The sequence below is a fragment of the Billgrantia aerodenitrificans genome, assembly GCF_021404405.1.
GTDB classification, from domain to species: domain Bacteria; phylum Pseudomonadota; class Gammaproteobacteria; order Pseudomonadales; family Halomonadaceae; genus Halomonas; species Halomonas aerodenitrificans.
Genome location: NZ_JABFTV010000013.1, coordinates 70238 through 89383 on the forward strand (window position 1 = coordinate 70238; position 19146 = coordinate 89383).

The following is a 19146-nucleotide window of genomic DNA, read 5'->3' on the forward strand; positions in this document are numbered from 1 at the left end:
AAGGCCCGGGCTGGTTCAAATGGCGTTGCGCAGCCCGAGTTCGTAAGGATGCGGATCGAGGTACGTCTGTTGGCGAATGTACTCCGAGCCGTGACGCTTCATGTAATGATTGAGCAGCCTGACCGGCACCGCCAGATGCACGTGGCCCAGACGATACTCTTCGATCGCCTGTAGCAGGTCCTGCTTGACCTCGCTGTCGAGCTCCTGCTTCAGATAGCCCATCACGTGCATCAGCGCATTGGTATGTGTCTTGCGCGTGGCCGGACGCGACAGCGCCGCCATGAAGCGTTGCAGGTAGGAGCGCTTGACCTCTTCCAGCGGCAGGGCGTGAGCCTCGCTGCCCAGATAGCGGCCCAGTTCGCGATAGGCTTCCACATTGTGCGCCATCAGCAGATATTTCTGGCGGCTGTGGAACTGGATCAGGGCGTGATACTCCTTGGCCTCTTCGACGTGGCGTTTCCAGTCGTCGAAGGCGAACACCCGAGTGATGAAGTTCTCGCGCAGCACGGCGTCGTTCATGCGCGCCTCCTCCTCCAGCGGCAGCTCGGGGAAGTGCTCGCGCATGACCTGGACGAAGAGTCCGGAGTCGGCATGGCTGGGCATGCCATTTTCGTGATAGACCTTGACCCGCTCTAGCCCGCAGCTCGGCGAGCCTTTCATCAGAATGAAGCCACGCAGATGGCGGTGGCGCGCCACGAACGCCTCGCCGACCTCACGCAGGCGCTCGGTGACGTCGAGCCCGGGATCCACCGTGCCCTTCACCCGCGGCGGCTCGCCGGGGGCGCCAACCAGACGGATCGGCTCCCGCGGCACGCCCAGGCCGGCTTCCAGCTCGGGGCAGAACGGTACGAAGGCGAAGCACTCCTGCAGCACTTCCAGGCAGTAGCGAGAGCGCTTGTGGCCCCCGTTGTAGCGTACCTGCTCGCCCATCAGGCAAGCGCTGATACCCACCGGGATGGCATTCGTCGTGGTGATGTCAGCCAAGGCAAGGCTCCCTTCCCGTTACCTTGGCTCATCGTCGCTTCTTGGCCGCTTGCGGGCAAGCATCGCAACTCATCCCGCTACCTAGAAAGCTTCCCACTCCGCCTCGGCCTGCACTTTTCCGCCCGCGGGCGCTTTTGCTCGAACCGGCATGGGCGCGGGCGGTGCCGGCACAAGCTCCAGGGGCGGGGCCACCACGGCGGGCCGCTCCAGCTCCCCGCCAAGCACGAAGGTATTGATCAACTGCGTGAGTTTTTCCGCCTGGCTGCGCATGGCCGCGGCCGTAGCGGTGTTGTGTCCCACCATCGCCGCGTTCTGCTGGGTCATCGTATCCATGCGGCTGACAGCCGTATTCACCTCGTGAATACCGATACTCTGCTCACGCGAGCCGGCGCTGATCTCGGCGATGACGTCATTGACCTTGGCGATGCTGTCGAAGATCTCCTGCATGGTGACGCCGGCCTGGTGCACGATGTCGGTGCCCTGCCGGGTATGCGTGATCGATGCTTCGATCAGCCCCTTGATCTCGCGAGCCGCATCCGCCGAGCGCTGGGCCAGGGAGCGAACCTCCTGGGCCACCACGGCGAAGCCGCGGCCGTGCTCGCCCGCCCTGGCGGCCTCGACCGAGGCGTTGAGCGCCAGGATATTGGTCTGGAAAGCGATGCCGTCGATGAGTGAGACGATCTCGCCGATCTTGGTCGAGGAGGCGCTGATCCGCCCCATCGTCTCTTCGACCCTCTGCATCGACTCCCTGCCCTGCCGCGCCACTTCGGCGCTGCCTCGCACCAACTGGTCCGCCTGCCCGGTGTGTTCGGCATTGTTCTCCACCGTCGAGGTGATCTCCTCCATTGCCGAGGAGGTCTGCTGCAGGCTGGCCGCCGCCTGGTCGGTGCGCGAAGCCAGCTCGTCGCTGCTGCGAGAAATGCTCAACGAGGCCGAATAGACATCGTTGGCCCCGGCTCTCACTTCGCGCAGGGTGGCCTGGATGCGCGACAGGAAACCGTTGAACTGGCGGGCCAGCTCGCCGATCTCGTCCTTACTGGTGACACGCAGGCGACGAGTGAGATCCCCTCGTCCTTCCGCCACGCCCTGGGCGATCTCGTGCATGTCATTGGCGGTACGCCGAATCTGACGCACCGTCCGGCGGGTGATCCAGATGGCAAAGAAGGTAATGGCCAGGTTGATGACCGAAGCAATGGCCCAGAGCCGCACCAGGGTCTGGATCAGATCTTGCCTGGCCGCCTCTTCGATTACCGCCATGGCGGCATCCACGACCCTGACATTGTCCTCTTCGAAACGCCGATCACGCAGCAGTTCGACAGCCGCCAGGCGAGCCGCATCCGGGTCGTCGATGGTACCGGCGACGCTCTCCACCAGCGCCGCTGCCATGTCGACGACACTCTCCACTCCCTGGCGCCGGGCTTCGAGCATCAGTTCACGCTGCTGAGCCAACTGGGCACGGTTGGAATCGATGCGCTCCAGGCCCTCGAGTACCAGCAGACAAGATGAAGAGATGATCAGCGGCACCAGCACCAGAAGCAGGATCTTGTTTTGCAGATTGAGCGCCAGCAGCCGCTTGAGGCTGGCGAACGCTTCCCCATTGGATGCGTACGTTTTCATGGAAAGGCCATTCTCGCTGTTGAGTGGGCAGAGTATTTTGTGAAAATTTTCAGGCTGTCATGAAGCCTCAGCTCAGCGAATAGTGCCAGATCCCTACATACCAATGAGTGGCGCTACCTCACACTCCGTTGATCTACATCAAACCATTTTCTGCCGCGCTTCTTTGACCTTGCCCTTCGCCCCACCTGCCTCGCCACTTGAGGTGCCCCCATTGAGCCTGTGGGAAACGAAAGACTACAAGCCGATGGCCCTGCGGCCGGCCCGAAAATGTTTCCGCTGAACAATCTGTCATAGAGACTCTTCGACAGTGAATCAAAGGGTTGAATCGAGACGGCCGACAAGCGCATCACGCCTCCGTCTCAGGACGCAATCTTTCTTTAGAAACAACAACTTTTCTTAGCATTAGGATACCCGACCTGGCTTGATATGCCGGTTGAGCGCTCCTACGTTTAACCATGCTGGCAAACGCCAGAAGCGCCGGACAGCCGGTAAATGGAAGTACGTTTTCGCTTGTTGAATCGACAAGCATGTAGAAGGAGTTCTGACATGGCACAGCGCAACCAGAATCCGGGCAATTTTGCCAACGATCCGAAGAAGGCATCCGAAGCTGGCCAGAAAGGTGGCCAGCAAAGCAGCGGCAACTTCGCCAACGACCCACAGCGCGCCTCTGAAGCCGGCCAGAAAGGCGGCCAGCACAGCGGGGGCAATTTTGCCAACGACCCGCAGCGCGCCTCCGAGGCCGGCCAGAAAGGCGGTAAGGAGAGCAGCGGCAACTTCGCCAACGATCCGCAGCGGGCCTCCGAGGCAGGCCAGAAAGGCGGTCAGCACAGCGGGGGCAATTTTGCCAATGACCCGCAAAAGGCCTCCGAGGCAGGCCGCAAGGGCGGCAAGAACCAAGACCGCTGATATACCGGTGATGGCTGCAAGCGACAGGGAAGTCGTGTAGAGCTCAGTCTGCTATAGGAAGGCAGATAGGTTTGTAGCCGGCCGGGATCGAACGAGCTGTCAGGGGCCACCCTGGCAGCTCAATCATTTTCAGCGCTCCTCATTTACCTTGTGGCTGCTTCGGCTCGGAAGAGCCAAATCCAGCGCCCGCTGTGCATCCGCCTCGCCCTGCTCGATCAGATATGTCAGGCGATCTGGCGCCCAGTCCGTCAACCAGAGCGAAGCGCTCTCACCGGGATGTGGATCACGGCGGATGCGGGTCAGGCGCAGCTCGGGGTAGCGCTCGGTCGCCTCGCGGGCTTCATCGTCGCTGCGCGCGCCTAGGAATAGACGCCTGAAATGATCCATGCCCTCACCAAGCCCTTGCGGCATGCCCGGCGTCTGCTTGAACAGTTCCACTGTAATGACATGCCACGGCTGCCCGCTCCTCGGTGACGAAAGGCGTTCGAGAGCTGGCAGCAGCAAGCCGCGATGCCAGACATCTCCATCCCAATAGGCCCGCCCCTCGTGCCGCCCGGGCTTGAACAGTAGCGGAATCGCACTGCTGGCACCAATCATGCTGGGCACGATGGGCTGCTCCTGGCTGTCGAACCAGACCGGTTCCGCCGCTTCGATATCGATGGCGCGTATCATCAGTCGAGGGCCGGCATCGCTCAACGCCGTATAGTGCTCGGCATGACGCGCCACGGTCTCGACCAGTCTGCGGTTGTCGTAGCCCGCCGTGGCAGGATAGCCACCCAGGCCGATCATAAAACCGCCTGGCACGGCCGAGAATACCGGTGGATTGCCGAAAGTGAGCCCGGTGAGGGTGGCGCTCAGGCGCTGGCTTCTGACATCGAAGAATGGAACGAACGGCAAGGCGGGTTGGGCCACCTCACGCCAGAAGCTTGCCAAGGCTTCCACACCCGCATCCGGAGCTGCGTGGTGCGCCGCCAGCAGATACCCGTTAACCGCCCCGATCGATGCCCCCACCACAACCATGTCACGCCTTGCGCGTTCGTCCAGGCGGTTTACCAGAGTGCGATAAACGCCGAACTGGTAAGCACCCAGGGCGCCACCGCCATTGAGTACGAGCATGATTCTTTCCTGCATGTCACCTCCCTGCGACTTGCTGCATTGCGAATACCGCTCCGCAAGGGTAGACCATGCCAACGAAAAGAGAACACCACCGACCGACCAAGGTCGCATTGCCTTTGCCGACACGTTCGCCCAAGCTCGGGAAAAATAAAAAAGACCCCCCGAAGGGGGTCAGGTGGAGCACGCCAGCTCACATCGGTATATCGCCCGCTGTCGTTCAGCCTTTGGCGACGTTGCTCAGAAGGCAGTTCTTGCCGACCTTCCGAAGCGTTGATCGGTTACTCAGTACTAATTAGTAACTCAATACTGGGTTTCTTGCTTCGTTGCTCAATACAATGCGATAGCCGCGCCAACAATTACAGAACTCTTGAAAAAACAAAGACCTGCAAGAAAAACAGTACGCAGGCTTTGTGCCATACGCCGCCAGCTCACTCCCTTCTGCACCATCAATGCTCATAAAAATGGCCTGCTGACTTATTTTGATGCAATGCAAAATCAGCGTGCCTTCATATGCCAAGCACTCATCTACAGCATTTCGCGTGAAACCTTCAGCACTCGGCCGTCCACCGTGCGCTGCAACTTGTCTTCGATCTCACTGCACAGCGACTCCACTTTCTGTCGCTCGTTCCCTGTCACCACGAAAGTCCACTCGCTTGCTTCGAGCCGATCGTGCTGGCCGCTCTCGCACACTGCCACAGCCGGATTACGACCGAAGCGCTCGTGAATGCCACCCATGCGCTGGCGCTTCTCCTTGAGCGATGCGCAGCCCGGCAGGGAAACGTCGAGTGTCAGTACGGCGATGAACATGCGGCTGAGGCTCCTGTCGATGGATGGCCCGCCTGGGCCAGTAGAGCGATGCGGCTTCACCCATCCAGATGAGGCCCAGGCAGACCGCTTTCAACCGTCAGCCGTCGCGCTCAGGCGCTATCGACGTTGCCCGTCGGCAAGGTCACCTTCATGTTCATCATGACGTTCACCGCAAACGCCAGTATGCCCAAGCCAACGATCACCGAGGCCAATGCCACCACTGGCTCGAGCTGTCGCATGCCGCCCGCGTAAAAGTGCAGGCATACCAACAGCACCGGAAGACCGCCGTTGTGCAGGTAGAAGTGAAGTCGGCCGAGAAGGCTACGCGCAGCAGCCGGATACAAGTGATACATCAGACCGGCCAGGGCCAGGCTTGCCCAACCCAGCAGGTTGATGTGTGCATGCACGCTGCGAAAGACATATTGATGACTGGCGGCCATCACGATGCCGTAGATGACGCCAACCAGGAGATACACCACCGCAATTTTCAGCCACAGAAGGGCCATTTTCTTGTCTGCCATTGCACCGGTCATTGTCGTTCTCCCACGAACCCTTGCTCAGCGGGCAACGTCGGCTCGGCCATGGCCCCGATGGAGTATGTGAAACCTCCATGAGGACAGGATGGTGCAGACCGCCTGCCGTTGACGGGTTGATTTCGTTATTGTCAGGGTGGTGACAGGCTGCGCTGCCAATGCTGAAACGGCGCAACCACGTACCATGGGTACGCCATTTCTTTATGGCACCAAATCGGATACTTGGGTACTAGCTTTGATGGGCTACGTCACGAGTTCTTCGAGCCCATCGGAACATGTCGTGGATGAGCAGCCACCCTGGCGAGCCAGGCCTGCACGGCAGGATAGCCAGCGAGCGAGAAGCCACCTTCCTTGGCGACGTGGGTATAGGCATACAATGCGATGTCCGCCACGGTGAGCGTCTCCCCCACCAGGTAGGGCGAGGCGGCAAGCGTCTGCTCCATGACGTCGAGTGCCTTGTACCCACTCGCTTGCTTGCCTTCGTATTCCGCCCGGCGCTCCTCGGGCAGGCCAAGGTATTTGGCGATGAAGCGCGCTACCGCAATATAGGGCTCGTGGCTGTACTGCTCGAAGAACTGCCAGCTCAGTACGTGCGCCATGGCCAGCGGCTCATCGGGCAGATAGGCGGTACCGTGGGCTAGATAATCGAGAATGGCATTGGATTCGGCCAGATACTCGCCAGAGGGCAGCTCGAGCAGCGGAATCTTGCCGTTGCGGTTCTTGGCCAGAAACGCGGGGCTGCGAGTATCGCCAGCCAAAATATCGACATCGATCCATTCGTGCTCGATGCCCAGATGGCTCATCAGCAGTTGGATCTTGTAGCAGTTGCCGGACCGACGATCGCCGTAGACCTTGAACATTATTCTCATTCCCTCTTCTCGCTCATATTTCGACGACCAAGTCGTTCACGAACAGCGGCGGCTCGAACTCGTCGGGGTAGCCGCCTGGGTTGGCCAGTATCCGCGTGCCGCCAAGCACACGATCCACCGGCTCGTGCACGTGGCCGTGAATCCACAGCTCCATACGTCCCATCAGGCTCGGCAGATGAGAGGCAAAGGCTGGCGACAGCGCATCGCCCCGGTAGCGCGGCGGTATACACTCCGCCAAGGGAGCGTGGTGGCTGATCACTACCCGCGGCCCGTCGAAGGGCCGGGTCAGTTCCGCCTCCAGCCAGGACAGCGATTCGGCATGCAGCCGGCGACTCTCCGCCGGGCTGAAGGTCTGCCCTTCCGGCTGTTCGATGATGCTGAAATCGGGCATCATCCAGAGGGCTTTCTGCTCGGTCAGCTCAGGATCATGTTCCGGCTCACCATCGTACAGGGCGAAGTCGGTCCATAGCGTCGTGCCATGAAAGCGCACCCCATCCAGCGTCAGTGAGCGATTGTCGAGCAACTCGATGCCCAGCCGCTCGGCTTCGTACGCCATGGCCTGTCGCAACAGCGGCATGCTGGTGCCATAGAATTCATGATTGCCCGGCACGTAGAGAATGGGCAACCCGGCGAAACGCTCGGCCGCCCAGCTCAGCCCCTCGGCATGCCGGTGAATGTCACCGGCGAGAACCACCGCATCAGCCGGGACGTCCGGCAATTCGCGCCCTTCATCGAAGTGTTCCAGATGAAGGTCGGATAGCACCCTGAGTCGCATGTCCCCTCCCTTTCGAAGCGCAGGATCGTTGATCCGCCTCCTGGCGAGCGATTCAGCATAAGGCGGTAGTGCCCGGCTATGCCAGGTTTGGCTGATACGACCACTCACGGCTATGTTGAGATGGCCTGTTGCAAAAGGCGCAACGACTCAATGGAGGGAGTCTCATGAATCAGCATACCAACACGTCTACACACGACGTCGTCGATATTCTCACCCTCGACCATCGCGAGATGGAGGACCTGCTGGACCAGATCCAGCGTTCCCCCGACGCCGAGCAGCGCCGGGAGCTCACCGATACGCTGATTGCCGAAGTGATGCGTCATTCGGTTGCCGAGGAAATGTACGTCTATCCGGTGATGGAGAAGCGTATTCCCAACGGCAAAGAGGAAGCCGAGCACGACAAGGAGGAGCACGACGAGATCGTCCAGGTGATGAAACAACTGGAAGATGCCGACGCCGCCGAACCGGCCTTCATGGACCATGTGCACAAGCTGGACGAACTGCTGCGCCACCATGCCAAGGACGAGGAAGCCGACCAGTTCCCCCAACTGCGTCAGCGTCTCCCCGAAGAAGAGCGAATCGACCTGGGCAAGAAAGTGGAGAACGCCAAGCAGCTGGCGCCAACCCGCCCTCACCCCAGCGCGCCCCACTCCGAACTGTTCCACAAGACCGTGGGGGCGGGCGTGGGCATGGTCGACCGCCTGCGTGACAAGCTCAGCGGAAGAATGACCGGCTGATCATTACTTGCCGGATCCAGGTGCCTGATTCAAGGCACCTGGATGGTCCGCTCATAATTCAAGTCTGGGGGTACGCCGTAATTGCTTGCCCAATCAACGGCTAGGCGCCATAGCCGAGTCAAAGCAGTGCCTTTTTACCAAGGGTCGTAGGTGCCGAAGTTCCAGAGATGGCCTTCCAGGTCGCGGCAGCTGAAGCCCCTGCCGCCATAATCTTCGTCCTTGATCTCCATGACGATCTCGGCACCAGCCGCTTTGGCGCGGGTGTAGACGGCGTCGGCATCCGAAACGATGAGATAGGCACACTGCGTTTCGGCGCCACCGATCTCATCCGGCTGTTTCATCAGGCGCCCGAACTCACTGTCCGTGGCGGACCCCAGCATGATCATTCCGTTGCCGAACGTCAGTTGAGCATGGGCTATGGAACCATCATCGTTGGCGGCCGCGAATTGCTGCTCGAAGCCGAAGACATGGCAGAGCCATTCAATGGCCGCTGGCGCGTCTCGATAGCGTAGGCAGGGAATCACCTTGGCACGTGTGTTCTTTGTGTCGCTCATATTACTTCCCTCTTGCTCACCTCTTGCGCGACCGCGCTTGTCAATGCCGCCTACCATGAGTGGACCGGCTCCATTTCGGTGGCTGCCTTGAAGCGTAGCCCGATGCGGATCGGTTCACTGAACTTTGCGCTGCGATATACAGTGACCAGCTTGATGGAAAATACTTCCATAGCGCATGCTAGGTGTTCCGCTTCCCTGCCCCCATTCTGGAGAAACGACATGACACAGCCCCGCCTCGGCTTCATCGGCATCGGTCTGATGGGCGACCCCATGACGCGCCGCCTGCTCGATGCCGGCTACATGGTCACGGTATGGAACCGCACAGCGGAGAAGTGCACTCCACTGCGTGAGGCCGGAGCCACGGTGGCAACCTCCATCGCTGAGTTGATGGCAGGGGTGGATGTGGTGATGCTGTGTCTGGCCAACACGGCCGTGGTGGAAGAGGTAGTGTTCGGCGACGGCGGCGTGGCGGCGCATGGCCGCGCGGGACAGCGCCTGGTCGACCTCTCCAGCAGCGACCCGGCGGCAACGCGGCTCTTTGCCGAGAGATTGGAAGAAGAGTGCGGCATGCGTTGGGTGGACGCACCGGTCTCCGGCGGCGTGGCAGGTGCCGAGGCCGGCAGCCTGGCGATCATGTGCGGCGGTGCGGAAGTGGACGTCGAGGCGGTACGTCCCCTGCTGGCTCCGCTCTCGGCGCGGGTGACGCACATGGGCCCGGTGGGCGCGGGCCAGGTGACCAAGGTGTGCAACCAGATGATCGTCGGCTGTCAGGCGGCGGTAATTGCCGAGATGGTGGCCCTGGCCGAGGCCAGCGGCGTGGATGCCTCGCGCTTGACCGAGGCGCTGGCCGGCGGCTTCGCCGACTCCAGGCCGTTCCAGATTCTGACCCCGCGCATGGCGGCAAGGGAGTTCGACAACCCGGCCTGGCATCTGCGCACCCTGCTCAAGGATCTCGACATGGCCGTGGCCCAGAGCCAGCGCGCCGGCAGCGGCACACCGATGACAGGCCTGGCGGCACAGTTGATGCGCACCCACGTCGGCCACGGGCACGCCGAGCACGATCCGGCTACGCTGGTAAAAGCTTATCGACGATAAGCGCAACCAGGACATCCCATGGCGGCCCCATCCCGCGAGAAAGCCAACGTAGCCATTCTGGTCACCGGACAGACTCTGTTCATGATCGCCGCCATCACCGTGATGACGCTGAGCGGCGTGGTGGGTCATCAGCTGAGTCCCGACCCCGGGCTTGCCACGCTACCGATCGCGCTGATGATGGTGGGCACGGTGGTTTCCACGCTGCCCGCTTCGCTGTTCATGAAGAGCGTGGGCCGGCGGCTGGGCTTCATCACCGGCGCGGCTCTGGGTGGTGTAGGCGGTGGCCTGCTGAGCTTCGCGGCCATCGCGGCGGGCTCGTTCTGGCTGTTCTGCGCCGGCAATCTGCTGCTCGGGCTCTACCAGGGCTTCGCCATGTACTACCGCTTCGCCGCCGCCGATGTGGCCAGCCCCGCCTTTCGCAGTCGCGCCATCTCACTGGTGATGGCAGGCGGCGTGGTGGCCGCCTTCCTGGGGCCGTGGAATGCCAGCGCCACCCTCGGCTGGGTGGCCGGGGTGCCCTCGGGCGGCCCCTATCTGGTGATTGCCGTGCTGGCCCTGGTGGCCATCGGCCTGTTGACTCAGCTACGCGTGCCGCCAAGCGGCGAGCCAAAGCCCGGCGACATTTCCCGTCCCATGGCAGTGATCGGCAGCCAGCCGGGCTTTCTGGTCGCTGTGCTGGCCGGCGCCGTGGGCTACGCCATCATGATACTGGTCATGACCGCCACACCGCTGGCCATGCGGGCGGCAGGTTTCGAGATGAGCCAGGTCGCCTTGATCATGCAATGGCACGTGCTCGGCATGTTCGCACCCTCGTTCGTCACCGGCAGCCTCATCGCCCGCTTCGGCGTCGATCGCATCCTGCTGGCCGGTGCCGCCATGTTTGCGGCTGCCGTGCTGCTGGCCAACCTGGGCCAGACGATGGCCCATTTCTGGGTGGCCCTGGTGTCGCTCGGCATCGGCTGGAACTTCCTCTTCGTCGGCGGCAGCGCGCTGCTTTCCACCGTGCATAGCGAGGCAGAGCGGGGCAAGGTACAGGGCATCAACGACCTGATCATCTTCTCGCTGGTTGCCATCGGCTCACTGATGTCGGGCCACCTGTTCCACCGGCTGGGCTGGGAGGCGCTCAACCTGGCCATGCTGCCCTTGATCTTGCTGGTGGCGCTGTCCGTATTGGCCTGGCTGGTGGTGAGGCGACACGCCTCGCGCCCCAGCGTCGATTGAGCTCCTCTTCCCGTCTCGTTGTGAGTCATGGCGGACGCGAGCGTTTCCGTCGTTGTATTTGTCGCCTGCCCCGCCCTTCCGTACACTCGTTTGATTATCCCCTACACGATGCTACGCCGAGGCACCCATGGCTTTCGATTCGACCTCTACCTATGTGGCTACCGATGCCTTGAAGCAGGCGGTGAACGCCGCCGTGACCCTGCAACGCCCGCTGCTGATCAAGGGCGAGCCGGGAACCGGCAAGACCCTGCTGGCCGAAGAGCTGGCCCGCTCGCTTGGCACACGGCTGATCACCTGGCACATCAAGTCCACCACCAAGGCCGCCCAGGGGCTCTACGAGTACGATGCGGTGAGCCGCCTGCGCGACTCCCAGCTCGGCGTGGAGGGCGTGCAGAACGTCGAGAACTACATCAAGCCCGGCAAGCTGTGGGAGGCTTTCACCGCTGACGAGCGCGTGGTGCTGCTGATCGACGAGATCGACAAGGCCGACATCGAATTCCCCAACGATCTGCTCCAGGAGTTGGATCGAATGGAGTTCCATGTCTACGAGACCGGCGAGACCGTGCGCGCCCGTCACCGGCCGATCATCGTCATCACCTCGAACAACGAGAAGGAGCTACCCGACGCCTTCCTGCGCCGCTGCTTCTTCCATTACATCGAGTTCCCCGATCGCGAGACCATGCAGGCCATCGTCGATGTGCATTTCCCCGACATCGCGCCGAAGCTGGTGAGCCAGGCGCTGGAGGTGTTCTTCGACCTGCGCCAGGCACCGGGGCTGAAGAAGAAGCCCTCTACCTCGGAGCTGGTGGATTGGCTCAAGCTGCTGATGGCCGACGAGCTGGCCCGCGAGGCGCTCTACCACCGCGACCCGGTGAAGGCGATCCCGCCGCTGGCCGGCGCCCTGGTGAAAAACGAGCAGGATACCCAACTGCTCGAACGGCTGGCCTTCATGATGCGCCGCCAAGGCAACCAGAGGCGCTGAGCCATGTTCATCGGCCTGTTCGAAACCCTCAAACGCGCCGGCGTGCCGGTATCGCTGCGCGAACTGCTCGACCTGCATGCGGTGGTCGAGCGCGGCGTGGTATTCGCCGACATGGAAGCGTTCTACCAGGTCGCGCGCACCGTGATGGTCAAGGACGAGCGCCACTTCGACCGCTTCGATCGCGCCTTCGCGGCCTGGTTCGACGGCCTGGAAAACCTCGATGCAGCCATCGAGGCGCTGATTCCCGACGACTGGCTGCGCCGCGAGTTCGAAAAACAGCTCTCCGAGGAAGAGAAGGCGCAGATCGAATCCCTGGGCGGCCTGGAGCAGCTGATCGAGACCTTCAAGAAGCGCCTGGAAGAGCAGAAGGAGCGCCACGCCGGCGGCAACAAGTGGATCGGCACCGGCGGCACTAGCCCCTTCGGTGCCTATGGCTACAACCCCGAGGGTATTCGCATCGGCCAGCAGGGCTCACGCCACCGCCGGGCGGTGAAGGTGTGGGACGAACGCCGCTTCCGCGACTACGACGACTCCCTCGAACTCGGTACGCGCAACATCAAGATGGCGCTGCGCCGACTGCGCAAGTTCGCCCGCCAGGGCGCGGCCGAGGAGTTCGACGTCGACGCCACCATTCGCGACACCGCCCGCGACGCCGGTCTGCTCAACGTGCGCATGCGCCCGGAGCGGCACAACACGGTGAAGGTGCTGCTGTTCCTCGACGTGGGCGGCTCCATGGACGATCACATCCGCGTCTGCGAGGAGCTGTTCTCCGCCGCCCGCTCGGAGTTCAAGCATCTGGAGCACTACTACTTTCACAACTGCTTGTACGAAGGTGTCTGGCGCAACAACTACCGCCGCACCAGCGAGCGCATCCCCACCATGGACGTGTTGCATACCTACGGCCGCGACTACCAGGTGGTGATAGTCGGCGATGCCGCCATGTCGCCCTACGAGGTGACACACCCCGGCGGCAGCGTGGAGCACTTCAACGAGGAGGCCGGTGCCGTATGGCTCAAGCGCCTGGCCGACAAGTTCCCCCGTCTGGCCTGGCTCAATCCCATGCCGCCGCGAGCCTGGGAGTACACCCACTCCACCCAGTTGATCCGTCAGCTGATCGACGACCGCATGTACCCCATGACCCTGGAAGGGCTCGAAAACGCCATGCGCGATCTGGCGCGCTGATGCTTGCCCCATGCCTGGCTCACCCATATACTGTATATTCATACATGTTTTGTATGGCTGGCCACCCTGTTCGGCCAGCCCGGGCAAACGACAATGGCGAATGGACTCGCTATAGCCCTTTTTGGTTATTATGTTGAAAAATAGCCTTTAAGGGCTATTATCAGGACATCACCGACGCGTAGAGCAAGCCTATGGCGCAGCGCATTGCCGTTCTCACGGGCGACCTGGTCGACTCCCGCAAGGCCAGCGATCCCCAGCGGCTCTTTCAGGTACTCGATACCGCCATCGAGGCGATCACCGTGCGCTACGGCGGGCAGAGCGAGCGCTATCGTGGCGACGGGTTCCAGATCGCCCTGCCCGACCCGACGGTCGCCATGCCCGCGGCGGTGCTGCTGCGTGCGGCTCTGATTCGCCATTCGGAGGAGCACCAGCGCTGGGATGCGCGCATTGCCGTTGCCATCGGCCAGGATGCCTGGCAACCCGGGCAGCGGGTCACCGAAGCCAGCGGCGAGGTATTCGTGCGCTCCGGCCAGACCCTGGATACCATGAGCGAAGGCACGGCCCACCTCGCGCTCAGCCTGGTCGAGGAGCCCAACAGCGAGTGTCTGGCACTGCTGACCCGCTTTGTCGACGATCTGCTCGACGGCTGGTCGCGCTACTCCGCCGAAACCGTCTATCTCAGCCTGTGGCACGAGGAATCCCAGCAGGCGCTGGCCAAGCGGCTCGGCATCAGCCAGCCTAGCGTGCACAAGCGACTGCGGGCCGCGCGCTGGGCACTGCTCGACGACTATCTGCGCTATCTCGGCCAACGATTCAAGGACGACCCACGATGAACGCCGATCTCTCGCTGCTGCTGGGGCTTGTGCTGGTCCATCTGCTCGGTGACTTCGCCCTGCAGCCCAGCCGCTGGGTCGAGGCGCGTTACATGCACAAGGTGCGCTCCGCTCAGCTCTACCTGCACGCGGCGCTACATGGCGCCCTGGCCCTGACGGTGCTGAGTGCGGCCACACTGACTCAGGCCACTGGCGCTTCCTGGAACATGGTGCTGAGTGGCGCGGCAGCGATTGCCGTGAGCCATGCCGTGATCGACCTCGGCAAGGCCTATCTGTCACCCATGCGGCTGCGCTGGTTCATGCTCGACCAGCTGCTGCATCTGCTGGTGTTGATAGGCGTCTGGCTGAGCTGGCTGGGCCACTGGGAGCCGCTGGTGGCGTTCTGGCAGTGGCTGTTCACGCCACGGGTGCTCGGCACCGCCGTCGCCTACGTGCTCGTCACCCGCCCGCTGTCGATCGTCATCGCCCTGGTGATACAGCGCTGGAGCGCCCAGATCGATAATCCGGGCACACTCATTGCCGCCGGCGCCCGTATCGGCATGGCCGAGCGGGTGCTGGTGCTGACCCTGGTGCTGCTCGACCAGTTGACCGCCATCGGCTTCCTGCTGGCGGCCAAGTCGGTGCTGCGCTTCGGGGAGCTGCGCGGCGCCCAGGATCGAAAGCTGACCGAGTACGTGTTGATGGGCACTCTGCTCAGCGTCTCGACTGCCATGGTGCTCGGTTTGTTGATACGACTGGCGGTACAGGGGAGCTGAGCATGTCGAAGCGTTGGACAGCCATCATGAGCATCGCCCTGGCCGGCGCGTGGCTGGCCGGCTGCGCCGCACCGGAACAGCTTGAGCGGCGCAGCGGCTATGTAGTGGATCACTCCTGGGTAGCTCCTTCGCACAACAGTCGAGTGCGCCATCTGGTGATGCATTACACCGATATCGACGAAGCCGAGTCGCTGGCCGTGCTCACCGGCCCTCATGTCAGCGCCCATTACGTGCTGCCTCTGCCGCCGCGGGACCACCGCGGCCAGCCGCTAGTCTATCAACTGGTCGACGAGAACCGCCGCGCCTGGCATGCCGGCGCCAGCGCCTGGCGGGGGCGCATCAACATCAACGACACCTCCATCGGCATCGAGATCGTCAATCTCGGGCCCGACCGCCCCTATGCCGAGGTGGAACGCCTGCTGGAAGAGAACCCGGAAGCGTCGGTGGATATCCAATGGGCGCCCTATCCCGACGCCCAGATCGAGGCGCTGATCGCGCTGTCCCGGGACATCATCGAACGCCACGGCATCCACCCCGCCGACGTGGTGGCCCACTCCGACATCTCGCCCACCCGCAAGATCGACCCCGGCCCGCGCTTCCCCTGGCGCGAACTGTACGAAGCGGGTATCGGGGTGTGGCCAGAAGACGATGCAGTAGCAAGCTGGCAGGCGCGCTTCGAAGCGCAGCCGCCAGCGCTGAGCGTCTTGCAGGAGGCGCTAAGGGTATGGGGCTATCCGCTGAAAGAGACTGGCGAGCTGGACCGTGAAACCCGGGCCGTGCTGCGGGCCTTCCAGATGCGCTTCCGCCCAAGCGACTATCGCGGCACGCCGGATGCGGAAACCGCCGCCATCCTGTGGGCGCTGCTGGAGCGCTATCGTCCAGCAGCGCTGGATGGCCTCGCCCCGTCGTTACGTCATAGTCAACCGTTACGCAACAGTTAGCCGTTACGAAACAGATAGCTGTAGGCGTTCAACGCCGGCACCCCACCCAGGTGGGCGTAGAGCACGCGGGAGCCCTCGGGGAACTCGCCGTTGCGCACCATATCGATCATGCCCTGCATCGACTTGCCCTCGTAGACCGGATCGGTCAGCACGCCTTCGAGGCGCGCACAGAGACGGATCGCCTCCAGCGTGCCTTCGCTGGGCAAGCCGTATTCGGGGCCGCCGTAGCGGGCATCCAGTACCACGTCCTCATCGGCGATCCCCCCTTCCAGCTCGACCAGTTCGGCAGTGTGTCGGGCAATGCGCAGGATCTGTTCGCGGGTGCGCTCCGGCTTGGCCGAGGCGTCGATGCCGATCACCCGCCGCGCCCGGCCGTCGGCGGCGAAGCCGACCACCATGCCGGCCTGAGTGCTGCCGGTCACCGAGCAGACCACGATGTAGTCGAACTTGAAGCCGAGCTCCCGCTCCTGCTGGCGCACCTCTTCGGCGAACCCGACGAAGCCCAGGCCGCCATAGGGATGCTCGGAACAGCCGGCGGGAATCGGGAAAGGCTTGCCGCCGCGCTCGCGCACGTCCTCCAGCGCCTGCTCCCAGCTAGGGCGAATGCCGATGTCGAAGCCCGCCTCGTCGAGGCGCACCTCGGCGCCCATGATGCGCGACATCTCGATGTTGCCGACTCTGTCGTACACGGCATCCGAGTAGTTGACCCAGTCTTCCTGTACCAGCACGCATTGCATGCCGAGATGGGCCGCCACGGCAGCGACCTGGCGCGTCTGGTTGGACTGGATGCCGCCGATGGAAACCAGCGTGTCACAGCCCTGTTCCAGAGCCTCGGGAATCAGGTATTCGAGCTTGCGTGTCTTGTTGCCGCCGAAAGCAAGGCCGCTGTTGCAGTCTTCACGCTTGGCGTACAGCTCGACCTTACCGCCAAGATGGTCGCTGAGGCGCTTCAGCGGGGTGATGGGTGACGGTCCGAAGGTCAATGGATATCGGGGAAAGCGCTGCAAGTTCATGGAGTTTCTCCTGCTGACGAAGCAAATGGCAATGGTCGGTCCGCTCGGCCACCGGAGCTTGACCTTTTTTCATACTACTCGTCAGAAAGAGTTGCCTGGTTGCAAAACAGGGTCGATTATTCAAACCAAAGAAGGCTTTTTCTCGCTCCTTGCGAATATAAGTCCGTATATAGACATGAGCAGGAAATAAAATTGCGCGACACGACCACTCACCCCACTTCCGCGACTGCGGTCGAGCTGGATCGCATCGACAAGCGTATTCTCAGGCGGCTGCAGCAGGACGCCTCGATCTCCAACGTGGCGCTGGCGGCCGAGGTCAATCTCAGCCCACCCGCCTGCCTGCGTCGCGTCGAACGGCTGAAACGGGAAGGCCTGATCCGCGGCATCGTCGCGCACCTCGATCCCGAACGGCTCAATGCCGGCATGGTGGTGTTGATTGGGGTGGTGCTGGATCGCTCGACGCCGGCATCCTTCGCTGCCTTCGAAGAGGCCGCGCAGCGCGTCACCGGCTGTATGGAGTGCCATGTCGTCACCGGCGAGTTCGACTACTTCATGCTGGTCAGAACCCGGGATAGCCAAAGCTTCAACAAGCTGCACGCCGAACAACTACTCTACTTGCCCGGGGTGCGCCAGATCCGCTCGTTCATGGGACTGAAAGAAGTGGTTTCGACCCACCGGGTGCCGCTATAGCATCTAAGGGCACCCGGTAGATCGATGGTGGATTCTGCTCTTACAGCGTGGCCAACCGCTCCTTGTCATTCACTCCGGCCATGCGCACCAGCGCCAGGGCCTCGTCGAGGCTTTCCACCTCTTCGACCCGCAGCAGCTCGCTGTCGAGACTGACCCGCTTGCCGGTCTTCTCGGAGAGCAGCTTCTCGAGGGTCGGCACGTCCATGTTTTCGTCCATGATCAGCGTATCGACGCTGGCCGTATCGTGGGTGCCGGGAAGGTAGATGGTGCCGTTGGAGAAGTCCACGGCATAGGCGATCACGCCAGGTACGATGAAGAACAGCAGGCCCACGCCGTTGGCGATGGCGACCACCGGGTCGATACGCCCACTCATCTGGCCTTTGCGCTCGGGGTGGAAGACGGTACCGCAGCCCACCAGGGCGGTGATGGAAACGCCAAGCACCAGGCCGGTCAGGGCACGACGGATCAGGATCCTCATGGAAGGGATGCTCCGCAGAAGTCGGGTTACCGGCGTCGAGGGCGATTGCCGCCCTGGGCGCCGCCATGGAGAATGGCGGGAGATTACCACAGTCACGACTGATACGAGCGTTTACATTTTTCACGGAGGCCCAAATGAGCGAGATCGGATTACATACCTGCCAGGGCAGCGCCATCGAGCCACGGCTGGAGGAGCTGGCTCATTTGCGGATCACCGTGTTCCGCGATTTTCCCTATCTCTATGACGGCAGCTTCGACTACGAGGCCGACTACCTGCGCCGTTACGCCGAATGTCCCGACAGCGTATTCGTGCTGGCCGAGGATGGCGATGCTCTGGTGGGGGCCGCCACGGGCATGCCGCTGGCCAAGGACGTGGCGGAGTTTCGCGCCCCCTTCGAGCAGGCCGGCTTCGATGTGAACAGCGTGTTCTACTACGGCGAGTCGGTGCTGCTGCCGAGCTACCGTGGCCGCGGCATCGGCAAGGCCTTTCTTGCCAAGCGCGAGCATCACGCTGCCGAACGCGGCTTTACCACCGTCGCCTTCTGCGCCGTGGAGCGCCCTGACGACCACCCGCTGAAACCGGCAGGCTATGTGCCGTTGCACGGCTTCTGGCGCTCCCAGGGCTACGAGCGCCACCCGGAGCTCGCCACCACCTTCCACTGGAAAGACATCGGCGAGCCGACGGAGACCGACAAGCCAATGGTGTTCTGGCTGAAGTCGCTGCAGTAACCTGCACACAGACTGAGCCACCGCGAGCGAGGGGCGCCGGGGACAGGGCGCAGAGGAGGTCTTTTGCCATGGGTGAGGAGCATTGCTCCGAACGGGCTGGCCATGGATGGCCAGCAACGGTCCTGCAAGCGGAGCAGGATGCGAGAGCGCCGCATGGCAAAAGTAGCGCCCAGGGATGGGTTTACAGCGCCTCCTCGGAGCCCTATCGACGGATAAGCCCCGAGCAGCCATGCCAGGTTGAGCAACGCTTTTGCCGCCGTTCCCCGTTGGCCTTACAATGCCCCGAACGCCGCTCGCCGCGGCATCTCGACTCATGTCAGCCCACGCTGA

21 protein-coding genes are annotated in these 19146 nt (G+C 62.6%); 11 read left to right on the forward strand and 10 right to left on the reverse strand.

The features are described from left to right. Positions 1-15: 15 nt before the first annotated feature. Both HOP59_RS20795 and HOP59_RS20800 read right to left on the reverse strand, forming a co-directional pair. Positions 16-984, reverse strand: coding sequence for a YbgA family protein (locus HOP59_RS20795; protein ID WP_234255463.1), 969 nt, complete (start codon positions 982-984; stop codon positions 16-18). 81 nt (positions 985-1065) lie between these two features. Continuing rightward, positions 1066-2601, reverse strand: coding sequence for a methyl-accepting chemotaxis protein (locus HOP59_RS20800; protein WP_234255464.1), 1536 nt, complete (start codon positions 2599-2601; stop codon positions 1066-1068). A 546-nt stretch (positions 2602-3147) separates the two neighbouring features. Between HOP59_RS20800 and HOP59_RS23705 the strand changes: the two genes are divergently transcribed. Beyond that, a complete protein-coding gene (locus HOP59_RS23705) occupies positions 3148-3507 on the forward strand; it encodes a con-10 family general stress protein (protein WP_010628076.1) in 360 nt (119 codons plus the stop codon). 129 nt (positions 3508-3636) lie between these two features. On the opposite strand, the gene HOP59_RS20815 is transcribed toward HOP59_RS23705, so the two are convergent. The 5 genes from HOP59_RS20815 to HOP59_RS20835 form a co-directional block, all read right to left on the reverse strand. Continuing rightward, entirely contained in the window at positions 3637-4623 is a 987-nt protein-coding gene (locus HOP59_RS20815; RefSeq protein WP_234255465.1) for a patatin-like phospholipase family protein, read from the reverse strand. A 525-nt stretch (positions 4624-5148) separates the two neighbouring features. Then, the gene (locus HOP59_RS20820; protein WP_010628074.1) at positions 5149-5430 is read right to left on the reverse strand and encodes a DUF503 domain-containing protein; all 282 of its coding nucleotides are present in this window, start codon (positions 5428-5430) and stop codon (positions 5149-5151) included. 110 nt (positions 5431-5540) lie between these two features. Next, a complete protein-coding gene (locus tag HOP59_RS20825) occupies positions 5541-5963 on the reverse strand; it encodes a heme-copper oxidase family protein (protein ID WP_010628073.1) in 423 nt (140 codons plus the stop codon). 248 nt (positions 5964-6211) lie between these two features. Next, the gene (locus HOP59_RS20830) at positions 6212-6823 is read right to left on the reverse strand and encodes a glutathione S-transferase family protein (RefSeq protein WP_010628072.1); all 612 of its coding nucleotides are present in this window, start codon (positions 6821-6823) and stop codon (positions 6212-6214) included. Positions 6824-6845: 22 nt separating this feature from the next. Then, positions 6846-7607, reverse strand: coding sequence for a metallophosphoesterase (locus HOP59_RS20835; protein ID WP_010628071.1), 762 nt, complete (start codon positions 7605-7607; stop codon positions 6846-6848). A gap of 164 nt (positions 7608-7771) precedes the next feature. On the opposite strand from HOP59_RS20835, the gene HOP59_RS20840 reads away from it, so the two are divergent. Further along, positions 7772-8344: a hemerythrin domain-containing protein gene (locus HOP59_RS20840; protein ID WP_010628070.1), complete on the forward strand. Its 573-nt coding sequence runs from the start codon at positions 7772-7774 to the stop codon at positions 8342-8344. 134 nt (positions 8345-8478) lie between these two features. On the opposite strand, the gene HOP59_RS20845 is transcribed toward HOP59_RS20840, so the two are convergent. After that, entirely contained in the window at positions 8479-8898 is a 420-nt protein-coding gene (locus tag HOP59_RS20845) for a VOC family protein (RefSeq protein WP_010628069.1), read from the reverse strand. A gap of 219 nt (positions 8899-9117) precedes the next feature. Between HOP59_RS20845 and HOP59_RS20850 the strand changes: the two genes are divergently transcribed. The 7 genes from HOP59_RS20850 (at position 9118) to HOP59_RS20880 (ending at position 15907) form a co-directional block, all read left to right on the forward strand. Next, the gene (locus HOP59_RS20850; RefSeq protein WP_010628068.1) at positions 9118-9993 is read left to right on the forward strand and encodes an NAD(P)-dependent oxidoreductase; all 876 of its coding nucleotides are present in this window, start codon (positions 9118-9120) and stop codon (positions 9991-9993) included. An 18-nt stretch (positions 9994-10011) separates the two neighbouring features. Beyond that, positions 10012-11214: an MFS transporter gene (locus HOP59_RS20855; RefSeq protein ID WP_010628067.1), complete on the forward strand. Its 1203-nt coding sequence runs from the start codon at positions 10012-10014 to the stop codon at positions 11212-11214. A gap of 127 nt (positions 11215-11341) precedes the next feature. After that, a complete protein-coding gene (locus HOP59_RS20860; RefSeq protein ID WP_010628066.1) occupies positions 11342-12196 on the forward strand; it encodes an AAA family ATPase in 855 nt (284 codons plus the stop codon). A gap of 3 nt (positions 12197-12199) precedes the next feature. Next, the gene (locus tag HOP59_RS20865) at positions 12200-13378 is read left to right on the forward strand and encodes a vWA domain-containing protein (protein ID WP_010628065.1); all 1179 of its coding nucleotides are present in this window, start codon (positions 12200-12202) and stop codon (positions 13376-13378) included. A 191-nt stretch (positions 13379-13569) separates the two neighbouring features. Next, the gene (locus HOP59_RS20870) at positions 13570-14211 is read left to right on the forward strand and encodes a hypothetical protein (RefSeq protein ID WP_010628064.1); all 642 of its coding nucleotides are present in this window, start codon (positions 13570-13572) and stop codon (positions 14209-14211) included. Beyond that, positions 14208-14966, forward strand: coding sequence for a DUF3307 domain-containing protein (locus tag HOP59_RS20875; RefSeq protein ID WP_010628063.1), 759 nt, complete (start codon positions 14208-14210; stop codon positions 14964-14966). The genes HOP59_RS20870 and HOP59_RS20875 overlap by 4 nt, the downstream gene beginning before the upstream one ends. Before the next feature lie 2 nt (positions 14967-14968). Beyond that, positions 14969-15907: a peptidoglycan recognition protein family protein gene (locus HOP59_RS20880; RefSeq protein WP_010628062.1), complete on the forward strand. Its 939-nt coding sequence runs from the start codon at positions 14969-14971 to the stop codon at positions 15905-15907. Here HOP59_RS20880 and HOP59_RS20885 read toward each other — a convergent pair. Then, positions 15904-16920: a 1-aminocyclopropane-1-carboxylate deaminase gene (locus HOP59_RS20885; RefSeq protein WP_010628061.1), complete on the reverse strand. Its 1017-nt coding sequence runs from the start codon at positions 16918-16920 to the stop codon at positions 15904-15906. The two genes, HOP59_RS20880 and HOP59_RS20885, sit on opposite strands and share 4 nt — an antisense overlap. 192 nt (positions 16921-17112) lie before the next feature. Between HOP59_RS20885 and HOP59_RS20890 the strand changes: the two genes are divergently transcribed. After that, positions 17113-17610 (forward strand): Lrp/AsnC family transcriptional regulator, encoded by a 498-nt coding sequence (locus tag HOP59_RS20890; RefSeq protein ID WP_234255466.1) that lies wholly within the window; start codon positions 17113-17115, stop codon positions 17608-17610. 40 nt (positions 17611-17650) lie between these two features. Here HOP59_RS20890 and HOP59_RS20895 read toward each other — a convergent pair whose 3' ends face one another. Continuing rightward, complete coding sequence (locus tag HOP59_RS20895; RefSeq protein WP_010628058.1) at positions 17651-18088, reverse strand: hypothetical protein; 438 nt, start codon at positions 18086-18088, stop codon at positions 17651-17653. 134 nt (positions 18089-18222) lie between these two features. On the opposite strand from HOP59_RS20895, the gene HOP59_RS20900 reads away from it, so the two are divergent. Further along, entirely contained in the window at positions 18223-18816 is a 594-nt protein-coding gene (locus tag HOP59_RS20900; protein WP_234255467.1) for a GNAT family N-acetyltransferase, read from the forward strand. The last annotated feature ends 330 nt before the right edge of the window (positions 18817-19146 follow it).